This window comes from Curtobacterium sp. MCLR17_040 (assembly GCF_003234735.1).
Taxonomy (GTDB): domain Bacteria; phylum Actinomycetota; class Actinomycetes; order Actinomycetales; family Microbacteriaceae; genus Curtobacterium; species Curtobacterium flaccumfaciens.
Window position 1 is genome coordinate 13816 of sequence record NZ_QKTE01000009.1, and the last position, 16159, is coordinate 29974.

The following is a 16159-nucleotide window of genomic DNA, read 5'->3' on the forward strand; positions in this document are numbered from 1 at the left end:
ATAAAACTGATCCAGCGCGTCGGCCGGTGTCACCACTCTGCCAGGCTCGCGCTCGCTCGTCAGGTCGGCATTTCGATGGGGGGATGCCGAACGGGGGACGAACGAACGGGAGGCGCGGTGCCAGCTGGCACCGCGCCTCCCGTCCGTCGTGTGGTGCGGACTACGCCTGCACGTCGCCGCGCCAGCCCGGCTGGGTCGGTGCGTTCTCGACGCGCTCCTTGTAGTTCTGCAGGTCCTTCTTGACGGCGTGGCCGCCGACGCCCACGACCGAGCCGAGCTTCTCGAGGATGCCGGAGGGCTCCCAGTCGATCTGCACGGTGACACGCGTCTCGGCGTCGGAGAGCTTGTGGAAGGTGACGACACCGGCGTGGTCGGTCTCGCCGTCCTTCACGGTCCAGGCGACACGCTCGTCGGGGTGCTGCTCCGTGATGAGGGCCCGGAACTCGCGCTCCTGGCCGGCGATCTTCACGGTCCAGTCGGTGGTCTTGTCGTCCACCTGGACGATCTTCTCGACCTCGTCGAGGAAGTGCGGGAACTCCTCGAAACGGGTCCACTGGTCGTAGGCCTGGCGGACGGGGACGTTGACGTCGACGGTTTCGATGATCTGAGGCATGCACCGGACGGTAGGCCGATCGACCTGGGCGGCACTCAGCAGCGCTGTCCCCCTGCAACCCCGGTAGTGTGAGGCGGATGACAGAGCACGGCAAGCACGCGTTCCACGAGCGCGACGACCACGGGATCCTCGTGCGTCCGGCGCTCGCCTCGGACGTCCCGCACATCCAGCGGCTCATCGCCCCCTACGTCGACCGGCGCATCCTGCTCGGCAAGGAGAACGTCGCCCTGTACGGCTCGATCCAGCAGTTCCGGATCGCCGAAGGGCCCGACGGCACCCCGATCGGGTGTGGCGCGCTCGCGGTGTTCTGGGACGACATCGCCGAGGTGCGCACGCTCGCCCTCGACGAGCAGTGGATCCACAAGCGCGTCGGGCACCGGATGCTCGAAGCGCTCGAGCACGACGCCCGTGAACTCGGCGTCGCCCGGATCTTCTGCCTGACCTTCGAGGTCGACTTCTTCGCGAAGCACGGGTACCTGGAGATCGGCGAGAGCGTCGTGTCACCGGACGTCTACGCCGAACTGGTCCGCTCGTCGGACGAAGGGGTCGCGGAGTTCCTCGACCTCGCCCGGGTCAAGCCGAACACCCTCGGCAACACCCGCATGCTGAAGAACCTCTGACGCTTTCCCGTGCCGCCCGGCGGGGTGGCCGTGTGCGGCCCGCGCCGTTGTCTACCCTGTGCGCATGTCGTCGTTGCGTCACCCCGTCGGGCCCGAGAAGCCGGTCGTCTACTGGCGCCGCCGAGCGCTCGTGCTCGGGGCGCTGCTGGTCGTCGTCCTGGTCGTGGTGCTCATCGTCGTCGGGCGGGGGAGCGGGGCAACGTCGGCGGCGCCGAGTGCGTCGGCCTCTGCTGGTGCCGGGTCTGCTGCCGGCGCATCGTCGGACGGGTCTGCGGCCGGTTCCGGGTCCTCGCGGTCTGCTGCGCCGAAGCCGTCGGCATCTGCCTCGGCTTCTGCGTCGAAGCCCGCAGCTGCCGACGGGTCGACCTGCACGAAGGACCAGATCGTCCTGACCCCCGTGCTCGACAAGTCGGCCTACGGCCCCACCGAGGACCCGAAGATCGCGATGTCGATCAAGAACTCCGGCACGAACTCCTGCCACCTGGACCTCGGATCGGCGCAGCAGGTGCTGACGATCAGCTCCGGCCAGGAGCAGTACTGGTCGTCGAAGGACTGCCAGACCGGCGGCACGAACCAGGACGTCACGATCAAGTCCGGTCAGACGCTCACGACCCCGGCGATCGCCTGGGACCGCACCCGCTCGTCCACGTCGACGTGCGACTCGTCACGGCCGGCGGTCACCGCGGGAGGCGCGAGCTACCACCTGCAGGTCGCCGTCGGGAACCTCGAGTCGAAGACCTCGGTGCAGTTCATCCTGCAGTAGGCGGCGGGTGCTCGGTGCGCGGTTCGCGGTACGCGGTTCCGATCCGTTCCGGCTGTGCTGTGCCGAGCAGAGGCCCGGGGAACAGCAACAGGCCCCGTCGTCCGAAGACGACGGGGCCTGTTCAAGCTGATGTGATCAGCCGAGGACGGTGATGTTCTCCGCCTGCGGGCCCTTGCGGCCCTCGGTGATGTCGAACTCCACCTTCTGGTTCTCCTCGAGCGACTTGTAGCCGTTGCCAGCAATCGCAGAGAAGTGCGCGAAGACGTCAGCGCTGCCGTCGTCCGGGGCGATGAAGCCGAAGCCCTTTTCGTTGTTGAACCACTTGACGGTACCGGTAGATGCCATGATGGCGTTTCCTTAGCTTTCTTGCTTCCGCCAAGGTGCAGATGCACCGACGGAGACCCCGACGTACGTCGACGGGGGTAATGCGCCACGCGGGCAGGTGCCGGCGGGACGGGTTCGGGGCCAGGCCTGTCGGCCAGTGACCCTGGGGCCCGGGTTGAGGGGCAAACCACCTCGCCCGGACGTTGAGCGCCGCCGAAGCGGTTCCATCAGGCTAGCGTGCTCTGGGCCGACTGGCTACCCGTGCGTCACGGAACGACGAAAATCTGGTGGAATTGAGCTGATGGCAGACAAGGAACAGCGCTTCCGGAGCGAACAACTCGAGGAAGCCCTCGCGAAGCAGGACGTCGCTGCGGTGGCGTTCGCGCTCCGCCACGACATCGTGATCGTCCCCCGACTCGTCACCGGCAAGAAGGACATGCAGGTGCGGGTGTTCGGCCGTGAGGGGTCGGACAAGCGCATCCTGCTGCTGTTCTCGTCGGCGGACGCCTACACGGCGATGGTGCCGGACGAGAAGATCCGGCAGGTCATGGTCTACGACGGGCCGCGGCTCGAGGAGTTCCTGGCTGCCCACCTCGACATGCTCGAGGGCGTGTTCTTCGACATCGCCGGCCCGCACACGATGCAGGCCGCGCCGGCGGACCTGCTGGCCGCTTTGCGCGCGTAGCGCCTCAGAACGCGCGGTCGAGCTCGCGTTCGCGCGGCGACTGCGTCATCGAGAACGCCACACGCAGGGCTTCGCGCAGGTGCCCGGAGTCCGAGCCGAGCACGGTCGTGAACCCGAGGCGGGTGGCCTCGTTCACGCGCTGCTTCGTGCCCGTGGCCGGACGGATCTCGCCGGCGAGGCTGATCTCGCCGACGGCCGCCAGCGTGTGCGGGTACGGACGGTCTCGTGCGGCGCTCGCGAGGGCCAGTGCGATCGCCAGGTCGGCGCCGGGCTCCGTGAGCTTCATGCCGCCCACCGTGGACACGTAGACGTCGGCGTCGGAGAGCTTGAGGCCGGCGCGGCGTTCGAGCACCGCGAGCAGCATCGCGACACGGGAGGCATCGACACCGTTCACGACCCGGCGTGGCTGTGGCGCCGAACTCGGGACGATGAGCGCCTGCACCTCGACCGGCAGCGCCCGACGCCCCTCGAGTGCGACGGTGACGCAGGTGCCGGACACCGGGGTGGCGTTCTTCGACATGAAGAGGCCGCTCGGGTCGGGGACCTCGTGGATGCCGTCGCCGCCCATGTCGAAGCACCCGACCTCGTCGGTGGGGCCGAAGCGGTTCTTGAGCGCCCGGACGAAGCGCAGTGCCGTCTGCCGGTCGCCCTCGAAGTGGCAGACCACGTCGACCAGGTGCTCCAGGAGCCGCGGGCCGGCGATCGTGCCGTCCTTCGTGACGTGGCCGACGATGAGGACGGGCAGGGCGCGGTCCTTCGCGATGCGGATCAGGGTCGAGGCGACCTCGCGCACCTGGGACGTGCCACCCGCGATGCCGTCGATCGAGCTCGACGAGATGGTCTGCACGGAGTCGGCGATGAGCAGGTCGGGCTGGACCTGGTCGATCTGGCCGATGATGACGCCGAGGTCGACCTCGCTCGCCAGGTACAGGTCGTCGTGCATCGCCCCGGTGCGTTCGGCACGGAGTCGGACCTGGTCGACGGACTCTTCGGCGCTGACGTAGAGGACGCGCTTGCCCGAGGCTGCGGCTCGCGAAGCGACCTCGAGCAGCAGGGTCGACTTGCCGACGCCGGGCTCGCCGCTCAGCAGGACCGCCGCGCCTGGCACCACGCCGCCGCCGAGGACGCGGTCGAATTCGCCGATGCCGGTCTGCCAGCGCTGCACCGAGGTGCCGCGGGCTTCGGTGATCGGTCGCGCGGCCCGGGCGCCGGTGACGGCGACCGCTGACGTGCCGCGGGTGCTCGCCGACGCCGCAGAGCTGTCCTCGACGGTGCCCCAGGTCTGGCACTCACCGCACCGGCCGACCCACTTGATGCTGGTCCAGCCGCACTCGGTGCAACGGTAGAGGGACTGCGGGCGCGCCATGTCGTCGAGGCTAGGCCGTACGGCCGACATCACCGGCGCGATCGTCCGGCTCGTCTGGTCCGCTTGGTTCGTCCGACCGGTCTCGTTCGTCGGGCACTGCGATCGAACCGGTCATCCGGTGGCGCAGGCGCTCGACCGGCCCCGGACCCTGGCGCGAGGCGTGATCGAGTGCCTCGGCACCGTCGGTGTCCTGCTCGGCGCGGGCGTTCGCCACCGCCCCGGCTTCGCGACCGAGGTTCTCGGCCTCGCGCACGGACAGGTAGTGCCGGATCGCCGCCACGGTGTCGACGCGCGCGTCGACCGCGGGCTCGAAGGCGCTCGCCCAGACCTCGTAGCCGCGGTCGTTCGGGTGGAACAGGTCGCCGTAGCTGTTGAAGAAGGTGCGGCGGACCCCGACGCGCTTCGTGATGGTGTGCAGCGGCGCCACGGTCAGCCCGAACTCGTCGGCCACCCGGTGCACGATCTCGTTCGCCACCGCCACCTTGCGCTCCCGGTCCGGCACGAACATGCACGGCAGCTCGGCCACCACGGCGTGCGACGGCACCGCGCCGTAGATCGCCCGGATGTTGCGCTCGAACTTGTCCGGGTCGAAGTCGGCGATGTCGTTCGCCCCGATCGACACCGTGCAGACGTCGGGCGCGTAGTGCCGGAGCTTCGGCAGCTGGTCACGTTTCGCACCCCACGTCGTCGAACCGGAGACGCTGAGGTTCACCACCCGGACCGACATGTGGGAACGGTGCCGGATGCGCCGCGCGAGCAGCCCCACGTAGCCACGCCCGGGTGCGGTCGCACCGACGCCCTGCGCTGCCGAGTCACCGATCGCCACGTAGAGCAGCTGCCCCTCGTGCTGCTGTCGTTCCCGCCACCAGTCGGCGTGGATCGGGAGCATGTCGACGACCCGTTGCGCCGCTGCCCGTTGGCCCTTCACGCCGGCGCGGGCACCGACGGCTGCGGCACCGACGACGCCGAGGCTGCCGACGACGGAGGTGAGGAGTGCGATGAGCGTGCGGGATCTCATGCCGTGGACGGTACGCCCGCCGGTCTTGCCGGAGACGAGGAGGACCTGTGGGTGTGGGGAGAGCCCAGCAGGTGACCGCCTGTGGAGGGCGAGCCGACCCGGGGTGTCATCACGGGCCTCCCGGATCGTGTAAACTCTTTCCCGGTACCGTGTCCGAGCGGCCGAAGGATCATGTCTCGAAAACATGTGTGGGGGCAACTCCACCGTGGGTTCAAATCCCACCGGTACCGCCAACGGGCTGTTTGCGAAACTGGGTCGCCCAGTTTGCGAAACTCCTAAACACAGAAGAGCCCCCGACCTAGCGGTCGGGGGCTCTTCTGGTTCAGCCTTCGGGCGTGATGTCGGGCTTGACTGCGACGCTGCGGAACTTCTTCCGGTTGCGTCCGTAGTCGGACCATCCGTGCCGGTCGCGGCTGCGGACCTTCTTCTCGACCGGCTTCGAAACCGTGGCGGGCAGTTCGACGTTGGGGCGGATGGGGGTGAGGTTAGAGCGACGCTTCGCCTTCTCCGCCTTGCGGAGCTGGGCGCGCGCGTAGTCGGCGATGCGCTTGTAGTTCAGGGCGGCGGCTTTGAACGCGAACACGTACTGGTTTGCGGCGAGGCCGCGCATCCGTCGCTCAGTGTTCAGGTCGACGCGGAAGTCGGACTTGAGCTTGTCGTTGACCGATTCGACGACGTTCCGGTCCGTCCGGTAGACGTCGAGCCATGTGTCGCTGCCGTAGCGGTACTTCTGCTGTTCGGTGAGGAACTCGTTCGGGTCGACGGTGATGGAGTCCTGGCAGCAGACCGCGGTCTCGGCCCAGCGCTTCGGTAGGTTCTTCTTGAGGACCTGGCCGGGCTCCCGCTTCCCGCGGAATGCTCGTGCGTGTGCTTCGCGGATGTCGCATGCGACGGTGGCGGACGGTCCGAGCGCGGGGCAGCTGAGTCGGATTTTCCCGTTCGGTTTCACGTCCTTGAGGTGCAGCGCGAACTTCCATCGCTCGGCGAGGTTGTCGCGCCACTGCCGTTCGCTGATGTTGCCCTTGGCCTTGTCGTAGTCGACTGTGGCGTCGAGGTGTTCGGGAGCTGTCGCTGGGCAGTAGTAGTCACCTTCGACGAACTTCGCTCCGCCGACGCCGTTGGTGATGCCCTTCTGTTCCGCGCGGTAGTCCTGCACGTTCGGGATGCCTCGTTCGCGCAGCCCCTTGTGGAAGCCGCCGGACATGGCGTGGTTGTAACCCATGTCGAAGGTGAGCCGGGTGATGTCGTAGCCGCGCGACTGGATGGAGTCGAGCAGTTCGAGGGTGTCTTCGCCGACGCGCTTGTTGGGGGTGGCGACGCTGATGGCGCGGATGAGCAGCGGGGGTGCGTCGCTGTGGTCGGCGGTCGGGTCCGCACGAGTGTCGATGAGGATGTTGGCTAGGTAGACGTTCTCCCACTGGGAGGCGATGAACACGTCCGCACCGGAGGGGTCCTTGATTGCTGCGCCCTTCTCCTTCGGGTAGAGACCTGCTTCCAGCTCGAGGGTGGGGCGGTCCAGTTCGGCTCCGGTGGTCGGGTGGTAGCGGCGGATTTCCTTCCCGGTTTTCTTGTCGCGCTTCCACCGGCGTCGTTGGCTGCCGGCTCGGAGGGACGTCTGGTCGACGGAGACGGAGATGCTGGTTCGCTGGTGTTCCTCGGGCTGCATGCTGATGACGATGTCGAGGAGCATGTTGCCGAACTCCTGCCCCCGGGCACGCTTTGCGGCGACGTCGGTTTCGTCGCGGCTGTCGAGAATCGCTTCTCGTTCGTCGACGAGCATGAGGCGTTTGGGCGCGGGCCATCCGTCGATGAGCTTTATGATGCGGTGCAGCGCCCGGTAGGCGACGTGGTACCAGTCGCGGTCGGCTCGGTTGTAGAGGTGTGCGATACCGAGCGTTTCCTTGGCGTCGTCGTCGAGTCGGGTTTCGAGGAGGTGCCCGAGCGTGGTGGGGTTCAGCGGCTGCCCTTCAAGGACGAGCAGCATCGAGAGGGTGAGGGTGACGGCGTCGCTGAACAGTGGCTTCCGTCCGCCGGGTTTCTTGTCGGCGTTGTCTTCGGTGCGCCAGAGGTCGCAGCGTCCGGGCAGTGGGGAGGCGAGCATCCGGGCGAGCCATGCGGCGGCCCACCAGCCGGGAATCATCGCGTGGCTGCCGCTTCCTGCGCGGGCTTCCTGCGCGGTGAGTTTGCCCCAGACGAGTTCGTCGAAGCGGTTTGTGGCGTCGTCGTCGTTGTTGCTAGCTGCGGTAGTCATCGGTTGGTTTCTCCTGTGGTGAGGTAGGGCAGGTATCGGGTGAGGGATGCGGCGCTGGTGAAGCCGGACTGCCGAAGGAAGTCGGCGACGGGCAGGGTGCCGAGTGCGCGGATGACCCAGGTCTCGCGGAGCTGGGTGAGGTTCGGGGCGGGGTGCGGGCCTCGGAGGAGCTCGCCCAGGACTTTGGTGAAGCTCCCGGCCGTTGTCGTTCCTTTGAGGACGGCGGCATCGGACGTAGGGGGCTCGTCGAGGAGGTCATCGAAGTACCAGGTCCAGTCGTCGTGGACATCGACCGTGCGGCGGTTCTCGCTGCCGACGGTCACCTGGACCCGGGCGCCTGTTCGTTGGATGTCCGAGTGTCGGAGGGTGAACATTTCGTGGGTGCGGAGGCCTGCGCCGCCGGCGAGTCCGACGGCGATGCGCGCGTCGCGTCGTTTCGTTGCGGTCTTCCTGACTGAAATCCAGCCGTCGATGTCGCCGAGTTCGCGGTTGGAGTACGTCCGGACCGTGTGCCCTCTGTCGGAGGTGGTTGGGCGGGACTTATCGGGGAGTCCCCCGATGACGTTGGCGATTCGGTACAGGCGCGACGCGTAGGTCCGTTTCGATGAGGCAGTGCGCGCGATGGCGTTGATGTATCGGCGAATCATCATCGGGTAGAACAGGTCGTCGCGGTCGAGGGACGCGTGGGCTTCGCTGACAGCCCAGAGCACGTAGTGCGTCAGCGTGGACATGAGGTCTCCCGCGACCTGGGCGGTGCGCGGTCGGTAGTCGAGGACGCAGGCCGCGACGAACTGTCGGATGACTTGCCATTGGGCCGGGTTCGCCCGCTGTGGGAAGTACTGCATGACTGCCTCCACGATGTCCGGCGTGTTGTGTTCATTGTTAGGAACACAGTGTGCTATCGCGGCGGCGGTTTCGGAAGAGGCGGGGAGTATCGGTTTCACGTCGGGAGCTATGCGCGGGCAGCGCGAGGAGCTGCGGATCTGACGCGTTTGATCTGGGATTTCGGATCCCCCTGGAACCCGAAAGTCCAGATCAGGGATCAGTTCGACGCCGACTGGATCCAGCGGAAACTCATGGCGGCATACGGTGCATCCCGGGCATGTCGCCTGGATGTCCGCGCATATGCACTTCCGGGATGGCACCGGGTCACCCCAGGATGGAGAACACCATGGCAACGACGAAGCGCAACTGGTTCGAAGTGGACCGCGCCGACGGAACGACGGTCGCAGAGCTCGCGGACGACCTCACCGTCTTCCTCGGCACGAAGGACACGATGACGATCAATGGCCCCGGGGGAGCCGCCCTAACCGTCGATATGGAGGACGCCGCCGACCTCGCAGCCGCGCTCACCGAAGCGGTACGTATCCTCGCCGACCGCGGACTGATCCTCGAGCCGCGCGCGCTGCGGTAGCTGCTGGTTGGCTCCGCCGCCTCGATCCCTTCTCCTGCGCCGTTCTACGACGTGGGTGGCGAGGCGGCGGAGCCGGTCACGGCGTCGAGTCCTCCACGAAGGGCAGGATCCGGTCGAGCGCCTCCGCTGATCGCAGTCCAGCGATGCGCAGCAGTGCCTTCACTGGTGTTCCCGCCTCGAGGTGGTGCACGAGCCATGTGGCGCGCATCCGCCGCGCCTGCAAGGGCATGTGCGGCCCGTTCCGGGAGACGAAGTCGGTGATGAGGTTGATGTTGCCGCCGCGTTGCGCAGAGCGGAACGCCCACCCGTCTTCGCCGACGAACGCTAGACGTTCCCCGAGTTCGGGAGCCCAGTCGGGTAAGACCGGAACGATGCGCTCGTCTGCCCCCGCCACATCGACGTAGGTTGCGGCCCCGATGGTGCGGATGCTGCTGGAGCGGAGTGCGATGATCTCGGCGCCGGTGAGGCCGGCGCCGAGCCCGAGCGCAAGAAGTGCTCGCGCTGAGGTTCGTCGTTCCTCGGAGGGTTGCGCGAGCGCCCACCCATCGAGTTCCGCGACCTGTTTCGTCGTGTACGGGCGGGATGCTTCCGCTTTCCCGAGTGCTCGAGTCCGAACGGCGGCACCCTCGCCGAGGAGTGCTTCGGAGACACGGCGTAGGCGGGCGCGCATGCTGTTACGGCTGGCGCGGTTGTACGAGTTGAGGTGGAACTGCACGAACCGTTCGACCGTGAATGGGTCGAGCACTTCATCGTCTTCAAGGGGCATGTGGACCTGATGGGCGGTCAACGCCAATCGGGCGACGACGGGGTAGAGGTCTCGTGCGGCGTAGGTGACGAGGGGTTCTGCGCGGGCGACGACGTCGTGGACGTACGGTCCGATGGTCGCCCACTCGGCGTCGGCCATCTGCGGCCGGTACGGACTGCTGCTGGAACCGCGCGTCATTGCGTGAAAACCTCGTCATCGGAGCTCAATTGTCTTTCCGCGCGAGCGGACGGCGAGTGCGCTTTGGCCCTGCGTCGGGGATCGCGTGCGTGTGACGTGCCTTCGGTAGTGGTGGCGCCCTCTACGCTGAATGCATGGGTCGACCGATGCGTGCGCTGCCAGTGGAGCTCGCTGACGCACCGTGGCCGAGCGTTCGGTCCCGTGACCCGTTCGGTGAAGTCGCCCGCCAGTTCGTCCTCAATCTCCGCGACGCGATGGCGGGACGCAGTCTCCGCGCGGTCGCCGCTGACGCAGGCATTGGCCATGTCACTCTCCAGCGGGTCCTGGCGGGTCAGGCGTGGCCAGACCTGCAGACGATTGCCCGGCTTGAGGCGGGACTGGACGCGGAGCTGTGGCCACGTCGCGGGGCCTCCGAAACTCGCGGTTGAATTCCTCGGTGCGGGCGAAGAACTCCGCCCAGTCTGCGGGTCTCTTTCGTGCAGGCGCCGGCGGGTACCAGGAGCCTTCCGTCACCGCTGCGAGGAGTTGCATCGATGTCCACCTGTCGGGGTCGTCCTCACCACGGTCGGGCGGTGCGGGATGAGTTTCGATGCCGCACTGTTCGTCGAATGCATTGCGATCCGCCACGTAGCTCAGCACGAGGCGACGGAGGGCTCGCTCCTGCACCGCGTCCATGCCGCTGGAGGTGACCACCACTTCTCGCGTGATGAGGTCAAGTCGTGCGCCCGCTTCCGCGCCCTCGGAGGACGCAAAGATGCTCAGGCTCGAGCTACGTTCGAAAGCCTCAACGTGGACGCCGTCTGGGGGCAGCAGGGACGTCGGCCAGCCCAGACGTGGCACGTCGACATCAGCAACCAGACTGAGAAAGTCCGCCAACGCGTCCGGGGTGGTCATAAGTAGGAACGTAGCCCGCGAGGGTGGTTCCTGTCCAGCCTCCAACGGCTGGCGAGCCCCCGCATGATTCGGGAAGAAGCGGTCGGGCTGCGACGAGCGAACGGTCGTCCGCGAGCATGGTCTGCAAGTGGACCGCAGGTGCAGTTGCGCACTGCCGGGCTCGCCGGCATCCCCGACGACGGCAGTGTCGGCGCAGTGCCGTTGAACGCCTCCGTGAGCGACACCATCAGGTCGCGAGGGCAAGACCGATGCGGTTTCGACGACGACGTTGTGTTCGCTGGGCGCCGCCATAGGGGAGCGTCGCGCGCTCCTTGAACCGGTCGTCGCGGAGGACGGCGGTGATCTGGTCGAGCTCGGCTGGGTGTTCGTCCATGGCGTTGCGGGCGCCGGTCGGCGGGGCGGCAAGCCTCGACTGCTGACGATCGAAGATCACGCGGTCATAACTCTTGCCTGAGCAACCGTTAAGGCCGAGGTGGAACTACCCGTTGTGAACGGGGCTTTTGAGTTCTGCCCCCGTGCGGGTGTCACGCAGGCGTGCACAGCGTTCTCTTATGCTGCGCAAGCCGACAGCAACCCGTGCTGTCAATCACGTAGGGGGTCTCGTGCGCACACTGCTGCACGCTCCGCGCTCGAGAAGGCGCAGCATCGCTGCTGCCGCCCTCGGCGCGCTCGCACTTGTTGGATCACTGCTCGTCGCCACGCCGGCGCAGGCACTCAACGACACCGGTACTGGCGGTGTGTTCACGCCCGCGACTGGCCGCATCCTGGACACCGCGAAGGGCACCGGCGGGTTCAGCACGCCGATGGAGGCGGGGAAGTACCGCACCATCAAGGTGGCAGGCCTTGCTGGCGTCCCGGATGACGGCTCCGTGGGTGCAGTGTCGTTGAACGCCACTGTTGGCACTGCGCCGGGGTACGGCACCTTGTTCGGCCGGCCCGACGCGGACACGTCGCGGACGTCGATGCTGATCTACAACGGCAACACTGGGGAGTACGTCTCGAACACCGCCACCGTCGCGGTTGGTGCGGACGGCACGATCCAGATCATGGCTGAGACTTCGGCGCGGGTGATCCTGGACGTGCAGGGCTACTACACCGCAAACACGAACGGTACGGCCGCCGGCGGGTTCGTTCCGGTCGCGGGCAAGCGGTTCGTCGACACCCGTTCCGGGCTCGGTGCGCCGAAGGCGACGATCGCTCCCGGGAAGAGCGTCGACGTGCAGGTCGCCGGCACGAACGGTGTCCCGGCTGATGCGTCGGGAGCGGTGGTGAACCTGATCGCAATCAACTCCACCAGTTCCGACGGCAACCTCACCCCATATGCCACGGGCAGTGCGAAGCCGCAGAACTCGCTCCACTACACGCCATCGACGACGACCTCGATTCAGGCGCAGGTGGGCCTGTCGACTGACGGGAAGATGACGATCGCGAACGCGTCGTCCACGGTCAACCTCGTCATCGACTTGCAGGGCTACTTCACCGCTGCCGGCCAGACCGGTGCGAGCTTCACCCCTGGCACGGGCCGCGCGTACGACTCCCGTGCTACGGGCAACACGATCTTGGCGAAGAATGAGACGCGGTCCATCCAGATCGCCGGCGCCGCCGGCGTCCCGGTCATGGGTTCGGGGATCACCGCGGTCGTGTTGACGCTCGTCGTCGCCCATGGAGGCAGCGACGGACGTGCCGCTGTGTGGGCGGACGGCGCGGCGAAGCCCGACACCACGGCGATCAACTTCCAGACGGACGAGATCCGCACCAACACGGTCACCGTCCCCCTCGGTGCGAACGGCAGGATCAGCCTCAACAACATTGCAGACGCCACCAACTACGTCATCGACGTGCAGGGGTGGTACATCGATCCCCGAAGCCCGAGCATTGACTGCGGCACGTACACCCCCGGATCATGGACGGCTGTCACGCCCGACTCCGTGACCTGCTCCGTCACAGCCGCGCCCGCGGCATCCTCTGGTCAGCAACTGATCGTTGACGGAGGGGACGTTGAGTCCGAACCTGTCCAGCTTTCGGAAACGCGAGCGACAAACTCCAAGCTCTCCTTTGTGCCGTCGGGCGGGCCGAATGACATCACTGCCACGGTTGTTGACCAGAGCGGTGAAGCTGTCACGCAGAAGTCAGTTTCGCTCGGTTTCGGCGACTGGTCGGCATCGGAGTTGTCAACATTCCCAGCCGATGGACGGCATGTTGCAGGGGATATCCTGCTGGCCATATCCCCTTCCGGCAACACCGCGTTCGGGAACGAGATCCAAACTACGTTCTCAATTGCGTCCGATCCCGAAATGAGTGCTGTAGTTTGGACGAATACAGTCCAAGATAGTGAAACGCCTGTGCCGGAAGGACTCTTGACGGACGGACAGAACTACTACTGGCAAGCTACTGTTGTGAGTCAGAAGGCGTGGGATGGGCCCGCTGCTACGAAAGACTCTCCTGTTTCTACGATCACGGCAGACAGTAATGCCATCGCCGTGGAGCCGGATGACGTATCTTCGGATGAAGATCGCATGCAATTGCGGGCCGGTCCAATCGTCGCCCACTGGACATCTCTCGCGGTGACAGACAAGAAGCTCCTTGATAACCGGTATACCAACTGGTCCGATATCATCGGAGGGTGCAAGGCCCCGAGGGGGACCAAGTGCACGGCAACCATGGAGGGTACGGCAAAGGTGGAAGTGCAGACCGCTTTTGGCATCACTCGTGGAGCGGTTTCCGGTTCACTGGGAATCACGAAGTCGACCACCGTGACCTACGGAACGAAGTCGACCTCACGGGCATTCGAGAAAGACGGGATGCTGTACACGTGCGCCCCCATGGGTAAGCGGTTCAAGTACAAGGTTCAGCAGACTCAGCACTACTCACTCTTCGGATCGACGTCATCCAAGAGTGGTTGGAAATATGCATTCGAACCTATTCGTAACCTTTTCGAATGTCGATTCGAGAAGTGAGCAACTGCTTTTATATGGTCTAGGCCGCCAGGGCAGAACGCAAATTAAATTGAAAGGCGCTCGTGTCGGTCTCCGTGAGGGCGACACGAGCGCCTCCTCGACTGAAAGGCGACGAGCTGTGAGCGGGTCATTCAATGAGAGTTAAGGCTGTTGGTGCCCTCGTGCTTGCGGTTGCGTCGCTTACGCTCGCATCATGTGCGCTTGGGAGCAGTGCCGACGGTGACGGGAAAATTACGCAGTGGATTAATGAGAAAAAGGCCGTCGATGAAGGCGGCTCAGGAGTGGTTCTATTCGCTCGGGTTGATAAAGACCAAAAATCGGGCGGAAGCAAGATTTCTACGTCTTTCGAGAAGCCGCGCAACGTCAACGAACTCCGGTTCTCGTGTTTCGGTGAGGGCGAGATGGATGGGTTGCTGCGCCTCAAGTATGAGGATGGGGGCTCCTCAGAGGTGCCGTTTGATGATCTCTTCTGTCGCGATGCGGAGGAGTCGTTGAGGGTTCCCGCGGCTGATGAAGGCGTGATCTTTGTCGAATTTTCTGTGAGTAACAGCACCTTCGATAGCGCCTGGAGTGTGACGGTTGATTGATGAGTAGGCCGCTGTCAGTAGGCGTGGCCTACTACCGGGCGACTGACGGTCGCCGCGGGCGTGGGCGCGAACGACGATAGCCCGCTCTACACGGCAACCGAGGCCGCAATGAATGGCCGGGTGAAGTTCCACGCCCATGCCCAGGAGGCGAATATCGACTGGGACTCAGCGGCTACAGCGGCTGGCGCTCTGGCGAAGATCTGACCGCCGGCGCTCGGCATCGGGTGCGACGTATCGCGGACTGTTGCCGCTGCCGTCGCGTTCACCGAGCTACCGTCACGCGCAGGGGTCTCACCAGCTCCTGCGCGGGCCGGAGTTGAGACGAACCTCCTCCGGCCCGTCCACACACCGAAGTGGGGCTCGTACCGACCGTTCGACGAACGATCCCTTTTCGGAACGAGCGGCGCGATACGCTCCAGTCATCCTTCCGGTGGACGGACGACCGCAGTTCCAGGTGACACGACGACGTTCACAACAGATGCTGACGGCAACGCGTCCGTTGACGGGCTGCGCGTCGGCGACTACTGGAACGTCGAAACGGCAGCCCCGACCGGGTACCAGTCGGCACCCAGCCCGATCAGAGCCGCGGTCGTGCAGAGCTCCATCGACGATGCCCTGGTCCTCCGGGTCGCCAACACGCAGGTGCCTGTCTGGATGCTGCCCCTCACCGGTGGCGGCGGAGCGGCACTGTTCACCGCGGCGGGTACCGGGTTCCTCGCAATCGCGGCCGGCGCGGCATTCCTCGTGCGCAGGAGGATGAAGGCAAGGCGGCCGTAGGGCGGCTCGACCAGCTGATGCAGTCAACGAACGAAGCCCCAGGGGGGCCGTCGACGACGCGGCGGCGGATCGCCAGGGCGCCACTGGCGATCGCCGTCGTCGGTCTCGTCGGCATCCTACTGCTGCTCTACCCGACAGCGGCGACCTGGGTATCGCACTACCAGGAGAGCGCGAAGCTCGGCCGCTACGTGCAGACGATCGAGAAGATCGGACCCAGCAACCGCAAGCAGGAGCTTGCGGATGCTGCCCGATACAACGCCGCTCTCGGGAAGGGGGTGCCGGTCGATGCGAACGTCGATGTCCCACACTCACGCCAACCGACGAGCGCAGTCCGGGGGTACGGTCAGCAGCTTGCCGCGGATGACAACGGGCTGATGGCGCGCCTCCGGATCCGGTCGATCGGCGCGGATCTGCCGATCTACCATGGGACTTCGGACGCCGTCCTGGCTGAGGGGATCGGTCACCTCGAGGGAACGGCGCTGCCGGTGGGCGGGCAAGGCACCCACGCGGTGCTGACCGGACACCGGGGCTTAGCGTCGGCGGAGCTCTTCACACGGCTCAACGAAGTCCGACCTGGTGATCGGTTCTCGATCGATGTGTTCGGGCGGACCCTCACCTACCGTGTCACAACGACGCTCGTGATCAAACCGACGGACACACGAACCTTGCTGCCGACTCCCGGCAAGGATCTGGTCACCCTGGTGACCTGCACGCCGCTCGGCGTGAACAGCCATCGCATTTTGGTGACGGGAACCCGGATCCTCCCGACGCCCCCGACCGACGTTGCTTCGGCGACGCATCCCCCAAGCACGCCCGGGTTGCCAGGCTGGATCGGCGCGCTGCTCGGAGCCGTTCTACTGATGACCTTCTACGTCTGGATGTCCTCCAGAGCACGAGGCCCGTCCGCGGTCTGCGACCTTGCGACCCCTGTGCGCGCCCCGAGCTGA

The 16159-nt window shown here is 66.1% G+C and carries 17 protein-coding genes, 1 tRNA gene and 1 pseudogene; 11 read left to right on the top strand and 8 right to left on the bottom strand.

The window, feature by feature from the left end; translation table 11 throughout:
• Positions 1-160 precede the first annotated feature (160 nt).
• A complete protein-coding gene (locus tag DEJ01_RS09705) occupies positions 161-613 on the bottom strand; it encodes an SRPBCC family protein (RefSeq protein ID WP_071245255.1) in 453 nt (150 codons plus the stop codon).
• A 77-nt stretch (positions 614-690) separates the two neighbouring features.
• On the opposite strand from DEJ01_RS09705, the gene DEJ01_RS09710 reads away from it, so the two are divergent.
• Positions 691-1233: an amino-acid N-acetyltransferase gene (locus tag DEJ01_RS09710; protein WP_071245253.1), complete on the top strand. Its 543-nt coding sequence runs from the start codon at positions 691-693 to the stop codon at positions 1231-1233.
• A 64-nt stretch (positions 1234-1297) separates the two neighbouring features.
• Positions 1298-1996, top strand: a complete 699-nt coding sequence (locus DEJ01_RS09715; protein WP_111039680.1) for a hypothetical protein — start codon at positions 1298-1300, stop codon at positions 1994-1996.
• A 135-nt stretch (positions 1997-2131) separates the two neighbouring features.
• Here the strand turns inward: DEJ01_RS09715 and DEJ01_RS09720 are convergent, their stop codons facing one another.
• The gene (locus tag DEJ01_RS09720) at positions 2132-2341 is read right to left on the bottom strand and encodes a cold-shock protein (protein WP_017887662.1); all 210 of its coding nucleotides are present in this window, start codon (positions 2339-2341) and stop codon (positions 2132-2134) included.
• Between the two features lie 280 nt (positions 2342-2621).
• Between DEJ01_RS09720 and DEJ01_RS09725 the strand changes: the two genes are divergently transcribed.
• On the top strand, positions 2622-3005 hold the full coding sequence (locus DEJ01_RS09725) for an SseB family protein (protein ID WP_017887661.1): 384 nt from the start codon (positions 2622-2624) through the stop codon (positions 3003-3005).
• Between the two features lie 4 nt (positions 3006-3009).
• On the opposite strand, the gene radA is transcribed toward DEJ01_RS09725, so the two are convergent.
• Positions 3010-4371 carry a DNA repair protein RadA gene (radA, locus tag DEJ01_RS09730; protein ID WP_027467076.1) on the bottom strand — a complete coding sequence of 454 codons (1362 nt, stop codon included), beginning with the start codon at positions 4369-4371 and terminating at the stop codon, positions 3010-3012.
• 10 nt (positions 4372-4381) lie between these two features.
• Positions 4382-5389 (bottom strand): SGNH/GDSL hydrolase family protein, encoded by a 1008-nt coding sequence (locus DEJ01_RS09735; RefSeq protein ID WP_111028716.1) that lies wholly within the window; start codon positions 5387-5389, stop codon positions 4382-4384.
• A 143-nt stretch (positions 5390-5532) separates the two neighbouring features.
• Here DEJ01_RS09735 and DEJ01_RS09740 point away from each other — a divergent pair.
• Positions 5533-5622, top strand: a tRNA-Ser gene (locus DEJ01_RS09740).
• 89 nt (positions 5623-5711) lie between these two features.
• Here the strand turns inward: DEJ01_RS09740 and DEJ01_RS09745 are convergent.
• Together DEJ01_RS09745 and DEJ01_RS09750 are read right to left on the bottom strand one after the other, a co-directional pair.
• Complete coding sequence (locus DEJ01_RS09745) at positions 5712-7640, bottom strand: hypothetical protein (RefSeq protein WP_146247579.1); 1929 nt, start codon at positions 7638-7640, stop codon at positions 5712-5714.
• Positions 7637-8485 (bottom strand): hypothetical protein, encoded by an 849-nt coding sequence (locus DEJ01_RS09750; RefSeq protein WP_146247580.1) that lies wholly within the window; start codon positions 8483-8485, stop codon positions 7637-7639. Before DEJ01_RS09750 ends, DEJ01_RS09745 begins: the two co-directional genes overlap by 4 nt.
• 326 nt (positions 8486-8811) lie before the next feature.
• Between DEJ01_RS09750 and DEJ01_RS09755 the strand changes: the two genes are divergently transcribed.
• Positions 8812-9054, top strand: coding sequence for a hypothetical protein (locus DEJ01_RS09755; RefSeq protein ID WP_111092834.1), 243 nt, complete (start codon positions 8812-8814; stop codon positions 9052-9054).
• Positions 9055-9130: 76 nt separating this feature from the next.
• Here the strand turns inward: DEJ01_RS09755 and DEJ01_RS09760 are convergent, their stop codons facing one another.
• Positions 9131-9958, bottom strand: a complete 828-nt coding sequence (locus tag DEJ01_RS09760; RefSeq protein ID WP_111092835.1) for a hypothetical protein — start codon at positions 9956-9958, stop codon at positions 9131-9133.
• Between the two features lie 293 nt (positions 9959-10251).
• Between DEJ01_RS09760 and DEJ01_RS18560 the strand changes: the two genes are divergently transcribed.
• Positions 10252-10425: a helix-turn-helix domain-containing protein gene (locus tag DEJ01_RS18560; protein ID WP_375342381.1), complete on the top strand. Its 174-nt coding sequence runs from the start codon at positions 10252-10254 to the stop codon at positions 10423-10425.
• A 692-nt stretch (positions 10426-11117) separates the two neighbouring features.
• On the opposite strand, the gene DEJ01_RS09770 is transcribed toward DEJ01_RS18560, so the two are convergent.
• Positions 11118-11324, bottom strand: a complete 207-nt coding sequence (locus tag DEJ01_RS09770; protein ID WP_111092837.1) for a hypothetical protein — start codon at positions 11322-11324, stop codon at positions 11118-11120.
• Between the two features lie 169 nt (positions 11325-11493).
• On the opposite strand from DEJ01_RS09770, the gene DEJ01_RS09775 reads away from it, so the two are divergent.
• The 5 genes and pseudogenes from DEJ01_RS09775 (at position 11494) to DEJ01_RS09790 (ending at position 16159) form a co-directional block, all read left to right on the top strand.
• Positions 11494-13848: a hypothetical protein gene (locus DEJ01_RS09775; protein ID WP_146247581.1), complete on the top strand. Its 2355-nt coding sequence runs from the start codon at positions 11494-11496 to the stop codon at positions 13846-13848.
• A 134-nt stretch (positions 13849-13982) separates the two neighbouring features.
• Entirely contained in the window at positions 13983-14435 is a 453-nt protein-coding gene (locus DEJ01_RS17910) for a hypothetical protein (protein ID WP_146247582.1), read from the top strand.
• 408 nt (positions 14436-14843) lie between these two features.
• Positions 14844-15023: pseudogene (locus DEJ01_RS18565) on the top strand (prealbumin-like fold domain-containing protein); the annotation flags it as partial.
• Between the two features lie 3 nt (positions 15024-15026).
• Positions 15027-15212: an LPXTG cell wall anchor domain-containing protein gene (locus tag DEJ01_RS18395; RefSeq protein ID WP_111092840.1), complete on the top strand. Its 186-nt coding sequence runs from the start codon at positions 15027-15029 to the stop codon at positions 15210-15212.
• Positions 15213-15229: 17 nt separating this feature from the next.
• Positions 15230-16159 (top strand): class C sortase, encoded by a 930-nt coding sequence (locus tag DEJ01_RS09790; protein ID WP_111092841.1) that lies wholly within the window; start codon positions 15230-15232, stop codon positions 16157-16159.

What these genes read in the sequence shown, in the direction of transcription:
- DEJ01_RS09725 (WP_017887661.1), top strand. Translation starts at nt 2,622, where the DNA reads ATGGCAGACAAGGAACAGCGCTTCCGGAGCGAACAACTCGAGGAAGCC.
- DEJ01_RS09715 (WP_111039680.1), top strand. Translation starts at nt 1,298, where the DNA reads ATGTCGTCGTTGCGTCACCCCGTCGGGCCCGAGAAGCCGGTCGTCTAC.
- DEJ01_RS17910 (WP_146247582.1), top strand. Translation starts at nt 13,983, where the DNA reads ATGAGAGTTAAGGCTGTTGGTGCCCTCGTGCTTGCGGTTGCGTCGCTT.
- DEJ01_RS18560 (WP_375342381.1), top strand. Translation starts at nt 10,252, where the DNA reads ATGGCGGGACGCAGTCTCCGCGCGGTCGCCGCTGACGCAGGCATTGGC.
- DEJ01_RS09710 (WP_071245253.1), top strand. Translation starts at nt 691, where the DNA reads ATGACAGAGCACGGCAAGCACGCGTTCCACGAGCGCGACGACCACGGG.
- DEJ01_RS09735 (WP_111028716.1), bottom strand. Translation starts at nt 5,389, where the DNA reads ATGAGATCCCGCACGCTCATCGCACTCCTCACCTCCGTCGTCGGCAGC.
- DEJ01_RS09750 (WP_146247580.1), bottom strand. Translation starts at nt 8,485, where the DNA reads ATGCAGTACTTCCCACAGCGGGCGAACCCGGCCCAATGGCAAGTCATC.
- DEJ01_RS09705 (WP_071245255.1), bottom strand. Translation starts at nt 613, where the DNA reads ATGCCTCAGATCATCGAAACCGTCGACGTCAACGTCCCCGTCCGCCAG.
- DEJ01_RS09760 (WP_111092835.1), bottom strand. Translation starts at nt 9,958, where the DNA reads ATGGCCGACGCCGAGTGGGCGACCATCGGACCGTACGTCCACGACGTC.
- DEJ01_RS09755 (WP_111092834.1), top strand. Translation starts at nt 8,812, where the DNA reads ATGGCAACGACGAAGCGCAACTGGTTCGAAGTGGACCGCGCCGACGGA.
- radA (WP_027467076.1), bottom strand. Translation starts at nt 4,371, where the DNA reads ATGGCGCGCCCGCAGTCCCTCTACCGTTGCACCGAGTGCGGCTGGACC.
- DEJ01_RS09745 (WP_146247579.1), bottom strand. Translation starts at nt 7,640, where the DNA reads ATGACTACCGCAGCTAGCAACAACGACGACGACGCCACAAACCGCTTC.
- DEJ01_RS09720 (WP_017887662.1), bottom strand. Translation starts at nt 2,341, where the DNA reads ATGGCATCTACCGGTACCGTCAAGTGGTTCAACAACGAAAAGGGCTTC.
- DEJ01_RS09790 (WP_111092841.1), top strand. Translation starts at nt 15,230, where the DNA reads ATGCAGTCAACGAACGAAGCCCCAGGGGGGCCGTCGACGACGCGGCGG.